The 17,879-nt window shown below is 43.4% G+C and carries 17 protein-coding genes; 7 read left to right on the top strand and 10 right to left on the bottom strand.

Annotated elements, in window-relative coordinates; all coding sequences use genetic code 11:
• Window positions 1-5 precede the first annotated feature (5 nt).
• The 3 genes from P5V12_RS19645 to P5V12_RS19635 all read right to left on the bottom strand — a co-directional run bounded on the left by P5V12_RS19645 (window position 6) and on the right by P5V12_RS19635 (window position 4,015).
• The gene (locus tag P5V12_RS19645; RefSeq protein WP_316954778.1) at window positions 6-1,508 is read right to left on the bottom strand and encodes a hypothetical protein; all 1,503 of its coding nucleotides are present in this window, start codon (window positions 1,506-1,508) and stop codon (window positions 6-8) included.
• A complete protein-coding gene (locus tag P5V12_RS19640) occupies window positions 1,495-2,955 on the bottom strand; it encodes a rhomboid family intramembrane serine protease (RefSeq protein ID WP_316954777.1) in 1,461 nt (486 codons plus the stop codon). Before P5V12_RS19640 ends, P5V12_RS19645 begins: the two co-directional genes overlap by 14 nt.
• A gap of 172 nt (window positions 2,956-3,127) precedes the next feature.
• Window positions 3,128-4,015, bottom strand: a complete 888-nt coding sequence (locus P5V12_RS19635; RefSeq protein ID WP_316954776.1) for a lysophospholipid acyltransferase family protein — start codon at window positions 4,013-4,015, stop codon at window positions 3,128-3,130.
• A 222-nt stretch (window positions 4,016-4,237) separates the two neighbouring features.
• Here P5V12_RS19635 and glyQ point away from each other — a divergent pair, with 222 nt between their 5' ends.
• From glyQ to P5V12_RS19610, 5 genes are read left to right on the top strand one after another with little or no spacing between them, the layout of a single operon-like run.
• Window positions 4,238-5,203 (top strand): glycine--tRNA ligase subunit alpha, encoded by a 966-nt coding sequence (gene glyQ, locus P5V12_RS19630; protein ID WP_316954775.1) that lies wholly within the window; start codon window positions 4,238-4,240, stop codon window positions 5,201-5,203.
• On the top strand, window positions 5,203-7,278 hold the full coding sequence (glyS, locus tag P5V12_RS19625) for a glycine--tRNA ligase subunit beta (protein WP_316954774.1): 2,076 nt from the start codon (window positions 5,203-5,205) through the stop codon (window positions 7,276-7,278). Before glyQ ends, glyS begins: the two co-directional genes overlap by 1 nt.
• A 3-nt stretch (window positions 7,279-7,281) precedes the next feature.
• The gene (gene gmhB, locus P5V12_RS19620) at window positions 7,282-7,845 is read left to right on the top strand and encodes a D-glycero-beta-D-manno-heptose 1,7-bisphosphate 7-phosphatase (protein WP_316954773.1); all 564 of its coding nucleotides are present in this window, start codon (window positions 7,282-7,284) and stop codon (window positions 7,843-7,845) included.
• 13 nt (window positions 7,846-7,858) lie between these two features.
• A complete protein-coding gene (locus P5V12_RS19615) occupies window positions 7,859-8,590 on the top strand; it encodes a lysophospholipid acyltransferase family protein (RefSeq protein WP_316954772.1) in 732 nt (243 codons plus the stop codon).
• 4 nt (window positions 8,591-8,594) lie between these two features.
• The gene (locus tag P5V12_RS19610) at window positions 8,595-9,008 is read left to right on the top strand and encodes a DUF6524 family protein (RefSeq protein ID WP_316954771.1); all 414 of its coding nucleotides are present in this window, start codon (window positions 8,595-8,597) and stop codon (window positions 9,006-9,008) included.
• Here the strand turns inward: P5V12_RS19610 and P5V12_RS19605 are convergent.
• From P5V12_RS19605 to P5V12_RS19590, 4 genes are all read right to left on the bottom strand, one after another.
• A complete protein-coding gene (locus P5V12_RS19605; RefSeq protein WP_316954770.1) occupies window positions 9,005-10,933 on the bottom strand; it encodes an acetoacetate--CoA ligase in 1,929 nt (642 codons plus the stop codon). The genes P5V12_RS19610 and P5V12_RS19605 overlap by 4 nt on opposite strands.
• A 580-nt stretch (window positions 10,934-11,513) precedes the next feature.
• Window positions 11,514-11,837: a hypothetical protein gene (locus tag P5V12_RS19600; RefSeq protein ID WP_316954769.1), complete on the bottom strand. Its 324-nt coding sequence runs from the start codon at window positions 11,835-11,837 to the stop codon at window positions 11,514-11,516.
• Window positions 11,838-11,950: 113 nt separating this feature from the next.
• Window positions 11,951-12,340: a hypothetical protein gene (locus P5V12_RS19595; protein ID WP_316954768.1), complete on the bottom strand. Its 390-nt coding sequence runs from the start codon at window positions 12,338-12,340 to the stop codon at window positions 11,951-11,953.
• A gap of 300 nt (window positions 12,341-12,640) precedes the next feature.
• Window positions 12,641-13,189, bottom strand: a complete 549-nt coding sequence (locus P5V12_RS19590) for a hypothetical protein (protein WP_316954767.1) — start codon at window positions 13,187-13,189, stop codon at window positions 12,641-12,643.
• A 365-nt stretch (window positions 13,190-13,554) separates the two neighbouring features.
• Between P5V12_RS19590 and P5V12_RS19585 the strand changes: the two genes are divergently transcribed.
• Window positions 13,555-14,601, top strand: a complete 1,047-nt coding sequence (locus tag P5V12_RS19585) for an IS110 family transposase (RefSeq protein ID WP_316954766.1) — start codon at window positions 13,555-13,557, stop codon at window positions 14,599-14,601.
• 464 nt (window positions 14,602-15,065) lie between these two features.
• Here the strand turns inward: P5V12_RS19585 and P5V12_RS19580 are convergent, their stop codons facing one another.
• From P5V12_RS19580 to P5V12_RS19570, 3 genes are all read right to left on the bottom strand, one after another.
• On the bottom strand, window positions 15,066-15,476 hold the full coding sequence (locus P5V12_RS19580; RefSeq protein WP_316954765.1) for a hypothetical protein: 411 nt from the start codon (window positions 15,474-15,476) through the stop codon (window positions 15,066-15,068).
• Between the two features lie 287 nt (window positions 15,477-15,763).
• Window positions 15,764-16,294, bottom strand: coding sequence for a hypothetical protein (locus P5V12_RS19575; RefSeq protein WP_316954764.1), 531 nt, complete (start codon window positions 16,292-16,294; stop codon window positions 15,764-15,766).
• A 107-nt stretch (window positions 16,295-16,401) separates the two neighbouring features.
• Window positions 16,402-16,701: a hypothetical protein gene (locus P5V12_RS19570; RefSeq protein ID WP_316954763.1), complete on the bottom strand. Its 300-nt coding sequence runs from the start codon at window positions 16,699-16,701 to the stop codon at window positions 16,402-16,404.
• Between the two features lie 562 nt (window positions 16,702-17,263).
• Between P5V12_RS19570 and P5V12_RS19565 the strand changes: the two genes are divergently transcribed.
• Window positions 17,264-17,866 carry a phage integrase N-terminal SAM-like domain-containing protein gene (locus P5V12_RS19565; RefSeq protein ID WP_316954762.1) on the top strand — a complete coding sequence of 201 codons (603 nt, stop codon included), beginning with the start codon at window positions 17,264-17,266 and terminating at the stop codon, window positions 17,864-17,866.
• The last annotated feature ends 13 nt before the right edge of the window (window positions 17,867-17,879 follow it).

Here is a 17,879-nt window from a genome sequence, read left to right as displayed (position 1 = left end):
TAAATTTATTCCTCGTCTTTCGGCACCAAGCCAAAGCCACTGAGTGATGCCCCTTTATTACTGTCGTTGGACAAGCTGTTACGCAGGTTTTCGAACGACGAATCGATAACCTTTTTAGTCTTCACCGTTTTCTGGCGCTTACGTTCTTCCTCTTCCTGTTGTTTTTTCCGCTTAAGCTTGGTGGCAAACTGCTGGCACTCTTTTGCTTTGTCCTGCATTCTCGGTTGTTTAGCCAAAATATCCGCTAACAGCTGATAGGCATCAGCCAAGTATTCATAATCGGGAAATTCTTTATGCAGTCCATTTAATTGAGCGATGGCGATTTTATCTTCCCCACGTTGAAAAAACACCTTGGCTAAAGTCACTCTCAGACTCGGTGAGCTAGGCAGGTAATTTGGAATGACTTGTGCTATTCGCTTATATGCAATACCCAGTTTTTCTGGCATAGGGCCGTTGGCGATGGCTCGAAGGTAAAACGTTGAATACCTGGTTAAGGTTTTTTTATTGCCACTTTTAACCAGTAGTTCAAAAAAATCATCCTGATAAGATTGGTTATTGGGAAATTTGTTAATCAACTCTTCAAATTTTTTGAATGCCTGATCAAGCATCCCTTCTTTTATGTAGACACTAATATTTGCCGCAATGTTTTCGTGTTCACCTCTATTGGCGTTCCCCTGATTATCAGACTCTCTCGCAGAAAAGCCCAGGTGCTTTTGGTTTTCGAAAATCATATAGCCCATCATATGAAAGGCCACCACCCAGTAATAATTCGCTGCGCAGGATTGCAGGATTCTGGCTGAGACAGGTTCCACCATAGAGAACAGTTGTGAAATAACTTCCAATGACCCCATCATAATCATTAAGAAACCCAGCAATAAGCCGTAAGGTAAACCTATCGCGGTAATCATGGAGTAGGTTTTCACTGGGTTTAATGCTTCAAGCAGATTTTCTTCAATCGCCAGAGAAATGGTCATAGCTGGCAAAGACACAAACAACAGAAATGCAATTATCCCACCGATAAAACTACCCAAAAAGCTGATAGCAAACAAAGCCGCGACGGTGACAAGAATAATCAATACCACCAGTTGCAGCAGTAATAACCGCCCACCTTCCAAAGAATCTATTAATTGTGGTGGGGTAAAATCTCCGCGGGAAGTTCGCTCCAGACAGTCAAAAGAGTACTTAACCAGAGCCGCACTGATAATAAACGACACAATGACAGCGATTAATCCAGGCAAGAAACTGATAATGCCAGTCAGTATGCCGGTAATAATAATTAAAGAACCAGTTTGTATATTAAAAGGGTAACGAAATGTCTCTTCCAAACGACGCCAGAAGGGTACCGCGTAATTCATTGCCCCCAGGCTCTCCATCTCCTTACCGCAGATAAAGCATTTTGGATCACTATAGACATTGCCGGTATCCACACAGGCATCACATGCATTAATTTTGCATTTATGGCAAAAAAACGTTGCGGGTGTCAGAGGATGATATTTACAGCTGTCCATTATTTCCTCCGATTAATTGTTCCGCAATCTGATTAAAATGAAGCTGTTTATTGTGGTTATTTTGCTCGCCATAAATCAAAGCGAGTTTTTTGGCAAGCACGCCAAGTTGAGTATGAGTTTTATTGTCACGATAAATTTTGCTGAATATCCCTTCCGCTAACTCAAGCATATTATGACTCACCATATTGAGCGCAATGTTCATTGCGTGATCATCATCCAACTCTTCACGTACATCTGCGTATTCTCGCCACAACAATGACAACTTGTGCAGTTGTTCCTCGGTATAACGTTTATTACTGAACAACTCAATAAGGCTTTGAGTCAGTTGCTCACTACCGGTTAACTTACACAAGGTATATTTTAAGAATTGCAGATCAAAGGTATTTTTTTCTTCTTCAAGATACTGATTAAGTAAACCCAACGCCGTACTGAAACTGTAACTATCGATTGCGCTGTATATCTTTGCCAGTTTCTCTTTTGCCGGGTCGATGGTGGTGTCTTGCTCGACATACTCCTGATTCAACGCCGTTGATAAAGGTTGGAGCTTCAAAGTAATCGCTATTGCTGCCGCCCCGGCAATAAACCCGCCAGTGTGGGCCATAAAAGCAACATTCGAATCTGGGTAGGCAAAATAGTTAAATAACTCCATGCCAATGTATACAGGCAAAATAAGCAGCGCCGGTGCTTTAAAATAACCAACAAAAGCAAATATCCAATAAAAGAATTCAATTTTCTTTAATCTAAAAACGGCCAGATACATGGCCATCACACCGGATATTGCACCGGAGGCGCCAATAAGAGGGACAGTGCTTTGCAAATCAACCAGACAATGGGAGAGGCCGCCAACAATACCGGACAGTAAATAGAAACCCGTAAATTTAAGTGAACCAATTGCCGCTTCGACAGCAAAGCCGCAGACAACAAGGAAAAACATATTGCCGACCAGATGCATTAAGTCGCCATGCAAAAACTGGTGACTAACTAAATCAAAAACACCGATTTCCTTTGGAATTAAACCATGGGCAATGGAGCTGACCTGCTTCATCTTATTGTGGATTGCCCGCCGCTCGATGCTCCATTCCCGCGCTTTGAATTCATTCATTTTGGCAAGCAGGAAAAACCGTTCCGAGTGGTCACGCAGGTATTCGTAAAACTCAAAATCCATTAGCATGGAGACACTCAAAGCCTCAACTTCATCGTCTTCATACATGAATTGGGAGTCTTCCAGAGTATCCATTTGATCAGAGGCTTTTAGATACTCTTGATATAGGGTCCATTCATGCTGGAAGAACTCAAAACGCTGATAATCAACCAGGGCTTCAGTGATTTTCTTTTGATCATCCATTTGGTAGGAAAAGAAAAAGAAAATGTTCAACAACACAATGGTAAACAGGGCGATTGGGGCATGCTTCCAATCAAAGGATTTTTCAGTAGGAATTATTATCATTTCACGGCATCCAGAGTCACAAGCCCACCTGACAGTGCAACCCACAGCCTGAGCGAAAAAGGCCACCTTGGCAAGTGCACAGGGCGTATATTGACTATGGGCCAGTCATTGGATTTTAGAAAATAAGACCGCAGCAGATTTTGAATTAAATCACGCTTCTTGTTCGTATCGCTTAATCCCAATACAAACAGGGTTCATTAAAGTCTTTTCGCGCTTTAAAACGTTTGTATTCCCACTGGTACTGCTCAGGTTTTAGTTGAACACAACGCTCAACGGCTTGGTTTAACGCCGCCACACTGGTTTGCTGGTCGTCGCTGTAAATTTCTTCGGGAACCGCAACATAGTGGATTTCGAACCCAGCCTTACAGCGAATGGCCACGCAACTGATCACATTGCAAGGCACCTTGGACAACAGCCCATGTACCAATGTCATGGTGCCTGCCCTCACACCAAAAAACGGTGCAAAAACCCAACCCATATCGGGGACCTGATCGGGCAGAATGCCGACAATCTCCTTTTTCTTCAGCGCCTTCACCAAACCGGCAACCCCTTTTATGGTTGCAGGTAAGAAGATTCCACCCTGCTTCTCTCTGGCATCCAGTACAAACTCTTCAAGGTAGGTGTGTTTCGGCGGCATATACAGGGCGGTCAGCTGGCCAAGCTGCGAAACTTTTTGCCCGATCACTTCCCAGTTGCCCAGGTGGGGGCCAAGAAAAATGAGTCCTTTATCCTCACTCAAAGCCTTTTCGATCAGCTCCTGCCCGTATACAGCAACGATCTTGCTTTCCAGCCATTGCGGGCTGCGGCGATACACCACAAGGGATTCAAAAAACACCTTACTACTTTCCCTCAACGACACCTTTGCCATCTTTACCCGCTCTTCCTCGCTCATATCCGGATAACACAGCTCCAGGTTACGTAGGGTCACCTTGCAATTACGATCCTGACTTAACCACATAATACGACCAACCAAACTGCCTATCGCCCTCGCAACAGATAACGGAAGCAAGCCAAGTGATTTAAGAAGGATAAGAACGAGCCTGGATTTGATTGTTTTCATGGAATGCCGTTGGTGACGGGTAAGAAAAGCAGAAAAGTACGCTGAATAAGGGCCTATTTTGCCAAATTTAGTGCATAACTCAAAGGATTCCTGGAAATTCATGTTGCTCTCAGTCAGCGTAAAGCCTTTTTGTCACGATCTGGCCTTGGTACATAGGAAGCGCAACCGCTATAATTGCGGGCTTCTTATTCATATAAAAACTAATCCTAGAGAGACAGAACTGTGTCGAACCCCGATGTTTCAACATTTCAGGGCCTGATTCTTGCGCTGCAGGAATACTGGGCAGAAAAAGGCTGCGTTATTCTCCAACCACTCGACCTTGAAGTGGGCGCAGGCACCTTCCACCCAGCGACTTTTTTACGGGCTATCGGTCCAGAAACCTGGAATAGCGCCTATGTCCAGCCTTGTCGCCGTCCTACCGATGGTCGTTATGGCGAAAACCCCAACCGTTTGCAGCACTACTATCAGTTCCAGGTTGTGCTTAAGCCTTCTCCATCCAACATACAAGATCTGTATCTTGGCTCTCTAGAGTACTTGGGTATCGATACCGGTATCCACGATATCCGTTTTGTAGAAGACAACTGGGAATCCCCCACCCTTGGTGCATGGGGCTTGGGCTGGGAAGTCTGGCTGAACGGTATGGAAGTGACCCAGTTTACCTATTTCCAACAGGTTGGCGGCCTTGAATGCTATCCGGTGACCGGTGAGATCACCTACGGCCTGGAACGTATCGCCATGTACCTGCAAAACAAAAGCTCAATTTACGATTTGGTTTGGACCCATGCGCCAGACGGCTCGATCGTGACCTATGGCGATGTGTTCCATCAAAACGAAGTCGAAATGTCCGACTTCAACTTTAATCACGCCAATGTTGAGTTTCTATTCCACACCTTTGATGTGTGTGAATCCGAATGCAACGCTCTGATCGAGAAAGGCTTGCCACTACCAGCATACGAAATGGTGATGAAAGCTTCCCATGCGTTCAACCTGCTCGATGCCAGACAAGCGATATCCGTTACCGAGAGACAACGCTTTATTTTACGTGTTCGAACTCTGGCACGTAGCGTAGCTCAAGCCTATTTCAATGCGCGCTTGAAGTTGGGCTTCCCACTCGCACCGGAAAAACTGCGAGAGGAAGTAACAAAGAAAGCCCAAGAAGAAAACGCCGCTGAAAAAGGAGCGCAGTAATGTCCAAAGATCTGCTTATAGAAATTGGTACAGAAGAGCTACCACCGACCTCGCTTAAAGCCCTTTCGGAAGCGTTTACCAGCGGTATAGAAAACGGCCTGACCACAGCTAAACTACAATTCGGCGAAGTAAAAAGCTTCGCGACACCACGCAGGTTAGCGGTATTAATTAAAGGTCTCGATGAAAAAACACCGGTCGAAGAAGTGGCTGTCTGGGGGCCACCCGCTAACATCGCTTTTGACGATGCCGGTAAACCCACCAAAGCTGCTGAAGCATTTGCCAAAAAGAGTGGCATCGATGTATCCGCTCTTGTTGCTAAAAGCGATGGCAAAGTTGATAAACTGTTTTTTGCCAAATCCGCAGGCGGAGAGAAAACCGAATCATTGATTGGCGATATTATTCGAACCTCATTGGATAATTTGCCTATTAAAAAGCGCATGCGCTGGGGTGCATCGCGATCGGAGTTTGTTCGACCTGTACACTGGTCACTTATTTTGTTTGGCGACACCGTATTAAACGAAAACATTCTCGATACACAGTCTTCAAATAAAACTTTCGGCCATCGTTTTCACTTTAATCAGCAAATCGAAGTATCCACGCCGGACGAATACGAATCCTTATTGAAAGATACCGGCAAAGTAATCGCTGACTTTTCTGAGCGACAAAATGTCATCGTCGAACAAGTTAAACAGTGTGCGGAGTCACTAGAAGGCGAAGCAGTAATTAGTGAAGACCTGTTGGATGAAGTGACTGCGCTGGTTGAGTGGCCAGTTCCTCTTGCTGGTAACTTCGATGAAGAGTTTTTGCAGGTACCCGCCGAAGCGTTGATTTCTTCCATGAAAGAACATCAAAAGTATTTTCATGTTGTCGATGCCAATGGCAAGTTGCTACCCAATTTTATTACCGTTGCTAATCTCGATAGCGCAGACGCGCGTGAAGTGATTGAAGGTAACGAACGAGTGATTCGCCCTCGCCTTGCCGATGCAGCGTTTTTCTTTGAAACCGATAAGAAAACCAATTTAGTTGCCCAGCGCGAACGTCTTAAAAATGTTGTCTTTCAGGCACAACTGGGAACCATTTTTGATAAAACAGAACGAATCAAAAAACTCGCATTGTTTATCGCTGAAAAAATCGCCGAAGCCAACTCAGATAAAGTTGCCCGCGCAGCTGAGTTGTGTAAATCCGACTTGGTCAGCAGCATGGTTTATGAATTTCCAGACATGCAAGGCATTGCCGGTTATCACTACGCGCTAAATGACGGCGAAGATGCCGAAGTTGCCCAGGCAATTGTTGAGCAATACATGCCTAAGTTTGCCGGGGACGATCTACCCGAAACGACGACCGGTGCCATTATTGCACTGGCAGATCGCCTGGATACCATCACCGGCATATTTGGTATCGGTCAGATCCCAACAGGTTCGAAAGACCCATTTGCGTTACGACGCGCTTCCCTTGGTGCTTTACGTATTCTGGTGGAAAAAGGTTACGCCCTGGATCTTGAGGAATTAATTACTCAAGCAGCCACTCACTTCACCGGTTTGGATAAAGCGCAAACCGTAGTGAATGATGTACTCAACTACATGTTGGAACGCTTCCGCGCATGGTACGAAGAAGATTACCCTGCTGAAGTATTCCAGGCAGTCCATGCGAAGCAGCTTTCTGTGCCTGTCGATATTAACAAGCGCGTTCATGCGGTTGCCGAGTTTAAACAACTCAAAGAAGCACCCGCTTTGGCCGCAGCGAATAAGCGTGTATCTAATATCCTGAATAAACAGGACCAGGAAATTGCTCAACACGTGGATGAGGCACTTTTACAGGAAGATGCCGAGAAACAACTGGCCTCCGAATTAAAGCGTTTGCAGGATGAAGTCAGCCCGATATTTGCTGCCGGGGATTACACCAAAGCACTTTCAGCTTTGGCAGCGCTCCAGCAACCTGTAGATAATTTCTTCGACAATGTAATGGTTATGGCAGACGATGAATCGCTTAAGAATAATCGTTTAGCGTTACTCGGCCAACTTCGTGCGTTGTTCCTCGAAGTCGCAGACATTTCTTATCTGGATGTAAAAAAATAGGGAATGGACAAGCAGTGGCTACTACTGGATCGGGATGGTGTAATAAATCACGATTCCGATGCATATATTAAATCTCCTGAGGAATGGGTGCCTGTTCCCGGGAGTATAGAAGCCATCGCCCAGTTAACCCGACAGGGTTATAAAGTTGCCGTCATTACCAACCAGTCAGGTTTGGCCAGAGGATATTTTTCTCTCGCAACCTTATCTGCAATGCACAACAAGATGTGCCGGCTGGTTGAGGAATGCGGCGGACAAATAGAGGCAATTTATTTTTGCCCCCATGGGCCAGACGACAACTGTAGCTGTCGTAAACCCAGAACCGGCCTGATCGACCAATTAGAACAAGATAAACAGATTAATGTTGCCGGCTGCTATCTGGTTGGTGACTCATTAAAAGATCTACAACTAGCACTTGCCAAAAACTGTCAACCAATCCTGGTTCGATCAGGGAAAGGAGAAAAAACGGAGCAGGCGTTACCCAACGCAATAGCGCAGGATCCAAGATTGCAGGCAGTGAAAATATTTGATCGGTTATCCGATTTTGCTTATTACCTAATTAACGACTAACTGGGTGCCACTAGTGCTTTATTTTCGTTCTTCTATTTTTGCCGTTATCTATTTTTGCACCACCGTGACATACGGGACTATCTCGGTGTTTACCTGGCTTCTACCGGCAAAAGCCCGCCATCGTATTATTGTCAGTTGGACACACTTTATTGTTTTCCTGGTGAAAGTTATTTGCGGCGTCCGTTATCAGATTCACGGAATGGAAAATATTCTTCGAACAAAAACCCAACCGGCCGTGGTGTTATCAAAACACCAAAGTACCTGGGAAACCTTATTCCTGCAGGGTTCGTTTTGGCCGGCTTCCACAATATTAAAAAAAGAGCTGCTTGATATTCCTTTCTTTGGCTGGGGTTTACGTGCTCTCTACCCCATTGCGATTGATCGCAGCGACCCGAAAAATGCATTAAGACAAGTCAAATCGGAAGGCACCAAACGGATTGCCGAAGGCTTTAACGTCATTATTTTTCCTGAAGGCACACGGATGAAGCTTAAAGAAAAAGGAAAATACGCACGAAGTGGTGCTGATATCGCCTGTACAGCAGGTTGCGATGTTATTCCCGTGGCTATGAACTCCGGTATTTGCTGGCCGGCGGAAGAAAAGTTTCGAAAGTATCCCGGCGTTATCCAAGTGATCGTCGGCGAACCGATTTCTACGGAAGGTAAGAACAGTAAACAGGTAACCGCCGAGGCTGAAGCCTGGATAGAAGATCAGATGGCGCGTTTACCACAAGAAATTGGAGAATAAATAGATGAAGCAGTTTGATTGGCAACGTTTTGGTATTCGCTTTCTTTTTGCCCTGGTTTTAGTCATGGCAACGTTTAACCCCAGCGGTTACTCCTATTTTCATTGGTTGACCCAAAGCTTACCCAAACTCACGCCCTGGTTAGCCCTGGCAGCGATTACGCTTACAATCGGCTGGGCAATTTATATTCGCGCAACATTTCGCTCCCTCGGAATGATCGGGCTTGGACTTATCGGCGCATTGTTTGCGACTATCATTTGGATCTTTTATGATTTAGGCTTGCTTAAACCGCAAAATGTGTCTGCATTAGTATGGATAATGGAAGTACTGCTCGCCCTAAAACTGGCCATAGGTATGTCCTGGTCTCATATACGCCGTCGACTTTCTGGGCAAATCGACGTCGATGATGTGGACAATTAAGAGACCATATCGTGGTACTCCTGCAAGCATTGTGGATTGGCTACAGCATTTTGATTGTTGATAGCCTGTCCATTAATAATCCTGCTCACCACCATTTCCATTTTCTTTCCCGAACTTGTGTAGGGAATATCCTGCACAGCCACTATTTTTTTCGGCACATGCCGGGGTGAGGTGTTGTCCTTTATCTCTTGCTTGATTTCCGCAAGTTGATTTTCGCCTAACACGCCGTTGTCTTTCATTTTGACAAATAGCCAGATATCAATATCACCCGCTTTTTGTTTGCCAATGCATACTGCGTCGTCAATATAATTCAACTTCTCAAGTTGCCGATAAATATCCGCTGTACCAATACGAACCCCGCCAGGGTTTAATGTCGCATCGCTTCGTCCCAGAAAAATGGCACCACCATGCTCGGTGGTTTGAATGTAGTCCCCGTGGTACCAAACATTATCGATATAGGAAAAATAGGTGTCTTTTAATTTCTCGCCATCAGGATCATTCAAAAACCGGATAGGACGGGAAGGAAAACTATGCCGACAAATTAATTCGCCTTCTTCAACTTCATCGCCGTTATTGTCCACACACACAACTTCCATACCCAGGCCCGCACTCTGAAGTTCACCAGAATAGACCGGTAGCATGGGGTTGCCGAGGAAGAAACATCCTTGAATATCTGTGCCACCGGAGATGCTCGATAATTGAATATCTGACTTAATGCTGTTGTAGACAAAATCAAACTGCTCCGGTAACAGCGGTGATCCGGTGGATAAAATAGTTTGCAGACTACTGAAGTCAATATTCGATAAGGAGGTATTACTGGTTTGTAGCGTTTTTAAAAACCTGGGTGAGGTACCGAAGATGGATACCTCTTCATTTTCTATATTTTTCAAAAACGCCGTTGTGTTCGGGTAGGCCGGTGCACCTTCATACAAAACTATTGTTCCACCAAAAAATAACCCGGAAACCATCCAGTTCCACATCATCCAACCACAGGTTGTGTAGAAAAATAGCGTTTTGTTTTCGCCAAAATCGCTGTGTAAGCCCAATTCTTTAATATGTTGCAGTAAGGTTCCGCCAACGGAATGCACAATACACTTTGGCTTACCGGTCGTACCGGATGAATACATGATGTATAGCGGGTCAGAGAAATTACGCGCTACATATTTTGGCTGAGTAGTTTTGTTTTTTACAACATCATTCCAACTAACGGCATTGGCGATGCCTTTAACATCAATACTTTTACCTGGAGATAAATAGTCCACGAGTACAACGTTTTTTAATGTGGGGAGCCGTTTTACAATCTGTTGTATTTTTTCCAGCTGATCAATCTGTTTACCGTTATATTCATATTTAACCACAGCAATGAGCACACTGGGTGCCGTTTGTTCAAACCGGTCTACCACGGCATCGACACCAAAATCACAACTTGTTGATGTGAACACACCACCAATCGCGGTAGTCGCCAACATGGAAACGACGGTTTCCAAAGTATTTGGCATATAACAGGCAACCACTTCTTCTGGCTGAATAAAGCCTGTCAGATGCTCACTCACACAACCAACAAGCTCTCGCAAATCACCGTAAGTTACTTTGCGATTCGCACCGCTTTCAGTTATCGATGTTAAGGCAACATTGTCTGTAGCACCTTTTGCTAACAAGTTTTCAGCAAAGTTGAGTTTGGTATTTGGGAACCAGCCATAGGTTTCGAATCCGGCGTCGGTATTTACCGGTTCAAGAATTCCGGAATGCGCCACGTGAAAAAACTCAAACAGACTGCGCCAAAATGCATTGGGCTTGTTAATGGAAAAACTGTATAGATGTGGGTAATCCAATTCGGCAAGCGGCGATACATGATCATTAACAAAATGCATGAACCGATACATTTGGGAAGCGTGAATACGTTCTTTCGAAGGTTGCCAGAGCATGATCAACTCCTTAGAGGGCAAAGCTTGATAAGTGCTTTCAACCCTGGATTTTCATGATGCTGTTATGCAGCATAGACGCTTTTTCCAGCCTCGACAACAGGGGGTAAGCAGTTGTCGATATGATGCAAAGCCACGATAGGTGACTGAGTCATATTGAGTATGGGTGACCAAGTGCAGTTTTGCGAGAGTGGTTCAAGCCTTTAGTAGGCATAAAATTATCGTTTTTACGCCCGGGAAATATAAGGCTATATGTTTTGCTTATAACCACACAGCGGGGAAGAAGGCGGAGTAAATACGTACCAATTGGTGATACTAATAAATATAAAAAGCGTTTTTCTTAATTACCTTAAATACTATTGAATAACGATAAACGGTAGAGAACCCTCCTACCGTTTATCAGATGTATTGGCTCAGACTTTATCTGACTCTTTTTGTATCAGGTTCGAACATAATCTGACAGTCGGCAAAGTGCCAAGCGGACTCTTGGCCGAACTCGGAATCGAAGAATCGGATATTCAGAAGCGGATATTGGAGGCTCGGCAATCTCAGTCTATTTCAAACACCACAGCCACTTGTTAGTTTACTCTTCTGTATCAGCAGGAGTTTTTGCAATAGTCCATTTATCACCGATGTTATTTCTCCAAGCATGGTAGCCAGGATCAATCTTAGCAACCTCAAATACTGTTAGATCTATTTTCGCAATTTCTTCTAGGCCAACTAGCTTTACATCCGCAATTGTATATTCAATGTTACTCAAAAATTGCCAACTACCATCTTCTAGGTCGTGATACACAATTTGAATAGGAGCTTTATCTTCTATGATCTGCCGAATTGTAAATACAGCACAATTTTTTGGCTGATCGAATGGCCACCCAACTTCCTTTTTCTTAAATATGCCGAACATTTCTCGATTCTGTAACTGGAAACTAACGACTCAATATGGGGCGGCGAAAAGCGCAGCTTTTTGGCGTCCCAGCAGCCGCAGGCTGCGACATAATTGACTTGTTAACACGCGACTTACGTATAGAACACATAAGCCAACAAGCCTGATATAAATGGGATGTAATATAAGGCTACAAACCCAAAAAATAAAACTACTCCCTCTAGTCCCCTAGTTTTAACCAAGTAATATGGCAAAACAATAGGCCAAACGAAGTATAAAAACGCACCAAACTCAAATGGTGCTGAGAATTCTTTTTGCTTAGGCTCTTTAGTAGCCCATACAGCAACCAATAAGGCAAAGATGAACATCCATAGTGCGTCAGTTTGTGGGGATACATCCATCTCCTGAAGGCCAAATTTCACTTGTAAAATTGAGAATAAAAGAGAAATCAAGCCAATCGTTGCCAACGCAAAATTATCTATTCGTTTCATATCAATTGTGAGTGTTAACGGGTCGGTGCTCAATGTCACCCCGCAGGGGTGAACTTTTGGAGCAGATTGATAGGCGGACGCGCTCGCCTATTCATGCCAACCACTTCATAATTTAAAATTAATTCCTACTCAATTTATAGCACTGCGCGGACAACCATCTGCGACAAAAACTTGAGCACCGACCCGATACATGGCCGAGGTCGCGCAGCGAGCGAGGCCGTGTATCGCCTTGCTCACCGGCACATACTGCGGAGAGCGTTTTTGTGTAAAATTGGAGCGCAGCGACAGACACAAAAACGAGCGTAGCAGTATGTGTCCGCGTGCAGCAATTTGTTACATGTTTTTCTGTTTAAAACCAAGACTACCATCCCACATGTCTGGATCTTCGTAATCTTCGATTATTAAACGATATTTTTCTGCATATTGAATTACTCGGAGCATCCCATTCTTTGAATCAAAATTAACCGCAGCACTGCCCAATACCAGATTAAAATCTCCTTCTTTTCTCCAATACCCGTCACCATTATCTATACCCAACCTTGCGAGTAAAGAATCACTAAGATTAATAGTAGCTATACCATCGGGCTTAAGAACCAATTTAGAGCTACCACAATTCCACTCGCCAACTAAGGCAGACTCTTTAAAAAATGGATTCATATTAATATTTTCTGAATATCTAATACTTGCATAGGCATACCCGACGGCAACGACTAGCAAGCACCCGGCAATATATATCTTTGACCCGCGTAAACGCCTTGACCATAGAGTACTAACAATATTTTTTAATGCCCATACAACAACGCTTAACCAAAGCAATGAAAATAACAAGTACCCAAATGGTATGGCTGTATGAAACTGTATTATTGAAATAAATTCATCCATAGCTGACTACATGTAACGGGTCGGTGCTCAATGTCACCCCGCAGGGGTGAACTTTTGGAGCAGATTGATAGGCGGACGCGCTCGCCTATTCTCGCCAACCACTTCTTAGTTTAAAATTAATTCTCTCTCAATTAATCGCGCTGCGCGGACAACTGTCTGCGACAAAAAATTGAGCACCGACCCGATACATGGCCGAGGTCGCGCAGCGAGCGAGGCCGTGTATCGCTTTTGTCACCCGCACTATGGCCAAAGTGTCGGGTGGACAAACTTGATACTTATTGATGACCTCCTCCTAAAGATACCAACGGGGGTACCTTCTAAACTTAAATCGCCAAAAGTAAGTTCTCAAAGAAGGAGACCATCACATGAGATTTTATACCAAATCCCACCAATATTACTGTGGAATCGATTTGCATACCAAAACCATGTATGTCTGTATTCTTGATTCCGATGCTAACATATTGATTCATAAGAACATACCAACTCATGGCAAGACATTTCTTAAGCTTCTCTCCCCTTACAGAAACGATATCGTTGTCGGTGTTGAGTGTATGTTTTCCTGGTATTGGTTAGCTGATTTATGTGCCAAAGAAGGCATTGAGTTTATTCTGGGGCACGCTCTGTATATGCGCTGCATACACGGTGGTAAAACCAAGAACGACAAAAAGGATTCTGAGAAAATCGCCCGTATTATGCGTGGAGGTGACTTCCCGCTCGCCTATGCCTATCCAGCCGAACTTCGTCCTATTCGGGACTTGATGCGCCGACGTGCGCATTTGGTACGGATTAAGAGTGAAATTCAAAGTCATATCTCCATCACCAATTACCAGTACAACTTAACGCCCTTTGAGAAGAATATTGTTCACAAAGGCAACCGTGAAGGCATCGCCGATCATTTTCAAAACCCATCGGTTCGACTTAATGTGGAAACGGATATCGCCGTTATGGATCATATTCATGATCAAATTAACCGACTGGAAAACTACATTATTAAACATGCAAAACACTATGATGGAAGAATGCTGTATCGGTTAAAAACCGTACCTGGCATTGGTGATGTGTTAGCCCTCACCATTATGTATGAAGTGCTTTCTATTGACCGATTCCCAACGGTACAAACCTTTTGTTCTTACTCTCGGTTAGTCAAGTGCAGCAAAGAGTCAGCGGGTAAAAAACTAGGCACCTCGGGTTCGAGAATAGGTAATGGCCACTTAAAATGGGCCTTTTCAGAAGCGGCGGCATTATTTATTCGAGGCAACGATCCTGCGAAAAAGTATTTGGACAAATTAACGAAGAAATTTGGCAAGGGAAAAGCGCTTTCTATTCTCGCACATAAACTTGGACGTGCCGTTTACTTTATGATGAAACGAAACGATGTGTTTGATATGAACTATTTCTTTCGAACAGCATAGGTTTTGAGTAGCGTGTCTGAGCTTGTGTGTATAACTGGTGGTGTAGTGCTTAAAAATCCAGAGGCAAAATCATCTGTTTAAGCCTTGAGCTTGTTGTTTGCCTGATTGATATAAGCCAACCCCTTCTGCCTTGATTAGACAGGACACGCTACTCTCCTGACAATGAATTTGACTGCCCCTTATCTGAGCAAGTGTATAACTGGATGCCTATGCAAGCCCGATTTTTTGAACCGCCAGATTAAGGGTAACCAATATGTTTCTAGTAGCGCTTTGGCAAAGCCAAAGCACGCCTAAGAAAACTTAGGCGCGGACTCTCAATAGGTGTTTGGTACAGTCATCAATCCAAATGGGAAATGATTGTCAGTGGTCGAATTATTTTTATTAACTCTTGCTATGTGGGCGAGCGTTTTGGGTTCCTATTGATCTTTGACAGGTTCGGTCATATAGGTGTTATGTGCCTAGTTTTAATAATAAGGAATACGAGAAACTGGCATTGCAAGTGGATAACTTTCCAGCCTTAGCAAAGCACCACAATCATTTATTTGACTAATGTAGTCAGCCTTATTGAACACAATTTTTCTACAAGAAACCCTATCAAATTCCCAAATAATTTCATTGTCTAGGTGAGTTACATTTATGAAGTCCCAACCGCCATCTTCGGGGATACCGCAATAACAGGTAAAGATTAGATATTTACCCGAATCAACTGCAGACTTCTTCAGCTCATCCCAAACAACCACACCACCTTCGAAATCTTCTATCTCACAGAATGAAGCTCCATCTAAAAAGATTTCGATAAAAGTACAGGATGAAAATTCAATCCCCTCATGCATCACAGTGCCGACAACTTCTTTTGGAAAGATTGCAATATCCATCAGATTAACCACACATAACGGGTCGGTGCTCAATGTCACCCCGCAGGAGTGAACTTTTGGAGCAGATTGATAGGCGGACGCGCTCGCTTATTCTCGCCAACCACTTCTTAGTTTAAAATTAATTCTCTCTCAATTAATGGCACTGCGCGAACAATTATCTGCGACAAAAAATTGAGCAGCGAGCGAGGCCGTGTATCGCCTAGCTAAGGGGCGTTTTTATAGTTGATTGTTTTGTGCTATTAAAGCACAAAACAAGCGACGTAAAAAACGTCCATTTGAGCTATTTGTTATAGCTCATGACTATGTAAAGAAACAATATTATTTTGATATGGTGAATCGATAGTAAACCTTAAGATATTTTCAGATTTTATTATCTTACCAAGTCTTGATAATGTTTTCATTGGTCCATACGTAAGAATTTTGAGCCAATATTCATCAACTTCATCTAAGCTACAAATATCAAAGCTATCTTCGCCATGTTCATGATAGATAGACAAATGTTTATATTTTGAAAATGCCTCTAATACTACTTTCTCAAACTCTATGGATTCGAATTCAAATACGGGTCGTTTTCCGAATTTTTCTACCAGTAATTTTATAGACTCATGCTCTCTATTCCCCCAAAGCACTTCATTAATTTGATCAATTTCAAAAACAGTAGTGCCATCGTATAACCCGTCATCAGTCCACAAAATAAAGACAACATAATTTTCATTTACGTCTATTACTTCACCTGTGATATCGTCATCTCCACAATCTCTACGAAGAGTAATTAGTTCTTTTTTGAGTTTAAATTTTCGTAATTCGTTTAATAACATATCTAATTCTTTTGAAGGCTATAACGCTTGTATTGGCGGCAGTTTTGTAGCGAGGAACGAGCGAAAAACTGTCCAAGCCACGCAGTGGCTGGTGCAACATACACTTGTTATGCATTGGCACCCTGCTTGTATAGACAATAAACCACTAGTATTAACCCGATGCTATTAAACGCTGAAGCAATATTTACCAAGCTGTATATACCAATAATTGTGCTACTAAAATGGGCTGGCCAATATAGCTCTGATACCATTACTCCTGCTACCCCTATGACACCAGTTAAGCCTATTAGAACCAAACCTACAATCGCCACTGCACGATTCCGAATATTAGCTTTAAACAGAATGAATACGGATACAAAAGCTATAAGCAACGCCTGCCAATTAACAATTAATATTTGCTTGATCATTTCCATATTCAACATAGTGCATAACGGGTCGGTGCTCAATGTCGCCCCGCAGGGGTGAACTTTTGGAGCAGATTGATAGGCGGACGCGCTCGCCTATTCTCGCCAACCACTTCTTAGTTTAAAATTAATTCTTTTTCAATTAATCGCACTGCGCGGACAACTATCTGCGACAAAAAATTGAGCACCGACCCGATACATGGCCGAGGTCGCGCAGCGAGCGAGGCCGTGTATCAGTATGTTATACGGAATTCCGTATATACCCGGATAAGAACGATTCTCACCCATAAAATTTCTTATTTAAATTCAATGTGTTAACAAGCTGAAAGCTAGGTTGAGGAAGGCTATTGGCCGGAGAAAAGCTGCCTGAGTACATAACAGACCTTTCCGGGTCTTCTATGCACTCAATGAGGAGACAGTTTTTCCTTGGTTTTCAACAACTTACTTTCTAACGCCTGGAAAAACACAGAATTCATTTTCGTTTCTCATTAGACCCCATTCTTGAAAAAATGTCTATTTTTCAATATAACTGTATATATATACATATCAATGGATTGAAACGATTATGAAACCCTCTCCCTTTCTTGAGCTTATTCGAACTGAACTACGTACCCGCCATTACAGTTTGAAAACCGAAAAAACGTATCTTTACTGGGTTCGATTTTTTATTCATTTCCACAACAAGAAGCATCCTAAAGATATGGGGAATGCAGAAATTGAACGGTTTTTTAACTATTTAGCCGCCACTCAAAACCAAGCCCTATGTGCCCTCGTGTTCATGTATCGGCATGTTATAAACCAGGAGATTGAAGGATTAAATTATGGGTATGCGAAACGCCCAAGAAATTTACCCACGGTGTTATCTCACTCGGAAGTCAATGGAGTCCTTTCTTGCTTATCAGGTAAGTATTGGCTTATTACTGCGATCCTTTATGGTTGCGGACTAAGAGTGAATGAGGCGCTGAGACTCAGAATTAAAGACATCGACTTTGACAATAAATCACTTTTTGTTTTTCGGGGAAAAGGACAGAAAGACAGATACACATTGCTTCCGACATCTCTGATCGATCCAATTCAAAAACAGATAGAAAAAGTGAAATCCATTCACGCTATTGATCTATCCGAGGGATTTGGCCTTTCTTCGGTGCCTTTGGCTTTGTGTCGATAGCCGTCTGTCAGAT

The organism is Teredinibacter sp. KSP-S5-2 (assembly GCF_032773895.1).
GTDB lineage: Bacteria > Pseudomonadota > Gammaproteobacteria > Pseudomonadales > Cellvibrionaceae.
Note: the sequence above shows the minus strand (reverse complement) of the source record. Positions and strands in the feature narration are given on the sequence as shown.

Excerpts from the sequence above, each read along its gene's own strand:
- glyS (WP_316954774.1), top strand. The coding sequence starts at position 5,203 with ATGTCCAAAGATCTGCTTATAGAAATTGGTACAGAAGAGCTACCACCG.
- P5V12_RS19575 (WP_316954764.1), bottom strand. The coding sequence starts at position 16,294 with ATGTTATTAAACGAATTACGAAAATTTAAACTCAAAAAAGAACTAATT.
- P5V12_RS19635 (WP_316954776.1), bottom strand. The coding sequence starts at position 4,015 with ATGAAAACAATCAAATCCAGGCTCGTTCTTATCCTTCTTAAATCACTT.
- P5V12_RS19580 (WP_316954765.1), bottom strand. The coding sequence starts at position 15,476 with ATGGATATTGCAATCTTTCCAAAAGAAGTTGTCGGCACTGTGATGCAT.
- gmhB (WP_316954773.1), top strand. The coding sequence starts at position 7,282 with ATGGACAAGCAGTGGCTACTACTGGATCGGGATGGTGTAATAAATCAC.
- P5V12_RS19640 (WP_316954777.1), bottom strand. The coding sequence starts at position 2,955 with ATGATAATAATTCCTACTGAAAAATCCTTTGATTGGAAGCATGCCCCA.
- P5V12_RS19590 (WP_316954767.1), bottom strand. The coding sequence starts at position 13,189 with ATGGATGAATTTATTTCAATAATACAGTTTCATACAGCCATACCATTT.
- P5V12_RS19585 (WP_316954766.1), top strand. The coding sequence starts at position 13,555 with ATGAGATTTTATACCAAATCCCACCAATATTACTGTGGAATCGATTTG.
- P5V12_RS19610 (WP_316954771.1), top strand. The coding sequence starts at position 8,595 with ATGAAGCAGTTTGATTGGCAACGTTTTGGTATTCGCTTTCTTTTTGCC.
- P5V12_RS19600 (WP_316954769.1), bottom strand. The coding sequence starts at position 11,837 with ATGTTCGGCATATTTAAGAAAAAGGAAGTTGGGTGGCCATTCGATCAG.
- P5V12_RS19605 (WP_316954770.1), bottom strand. The coding sequence starts at position 10,933 with ATGCTCTGGCAACCTTCGAAAGAACGTATTCACGCTTCCCAAATGTAT.
- P5V12_RS19645 (WP_316954778.1), bottom strand. The coding sequence starts at position 1,508 with ATGGACAGCTGTAAATATCATCCTCTGACACCCGCAACGTTTTTTTGC.
- P5V12_RS19565 (WP_316954762.1), top strand. The coding sequence starts at position 17,264 with ATGAAACCCTCTCCCTTTCTTGAGCTTATTCGAACTGAACTACGTACC.
- P5V12_RS19570 (WP_316954763.1), bottom strand. The coding sequence starts at position 16,701 with ATGATCAAGCAAATATTAATTGTTAATTGGCAGGCGTTGCTTATAGCT.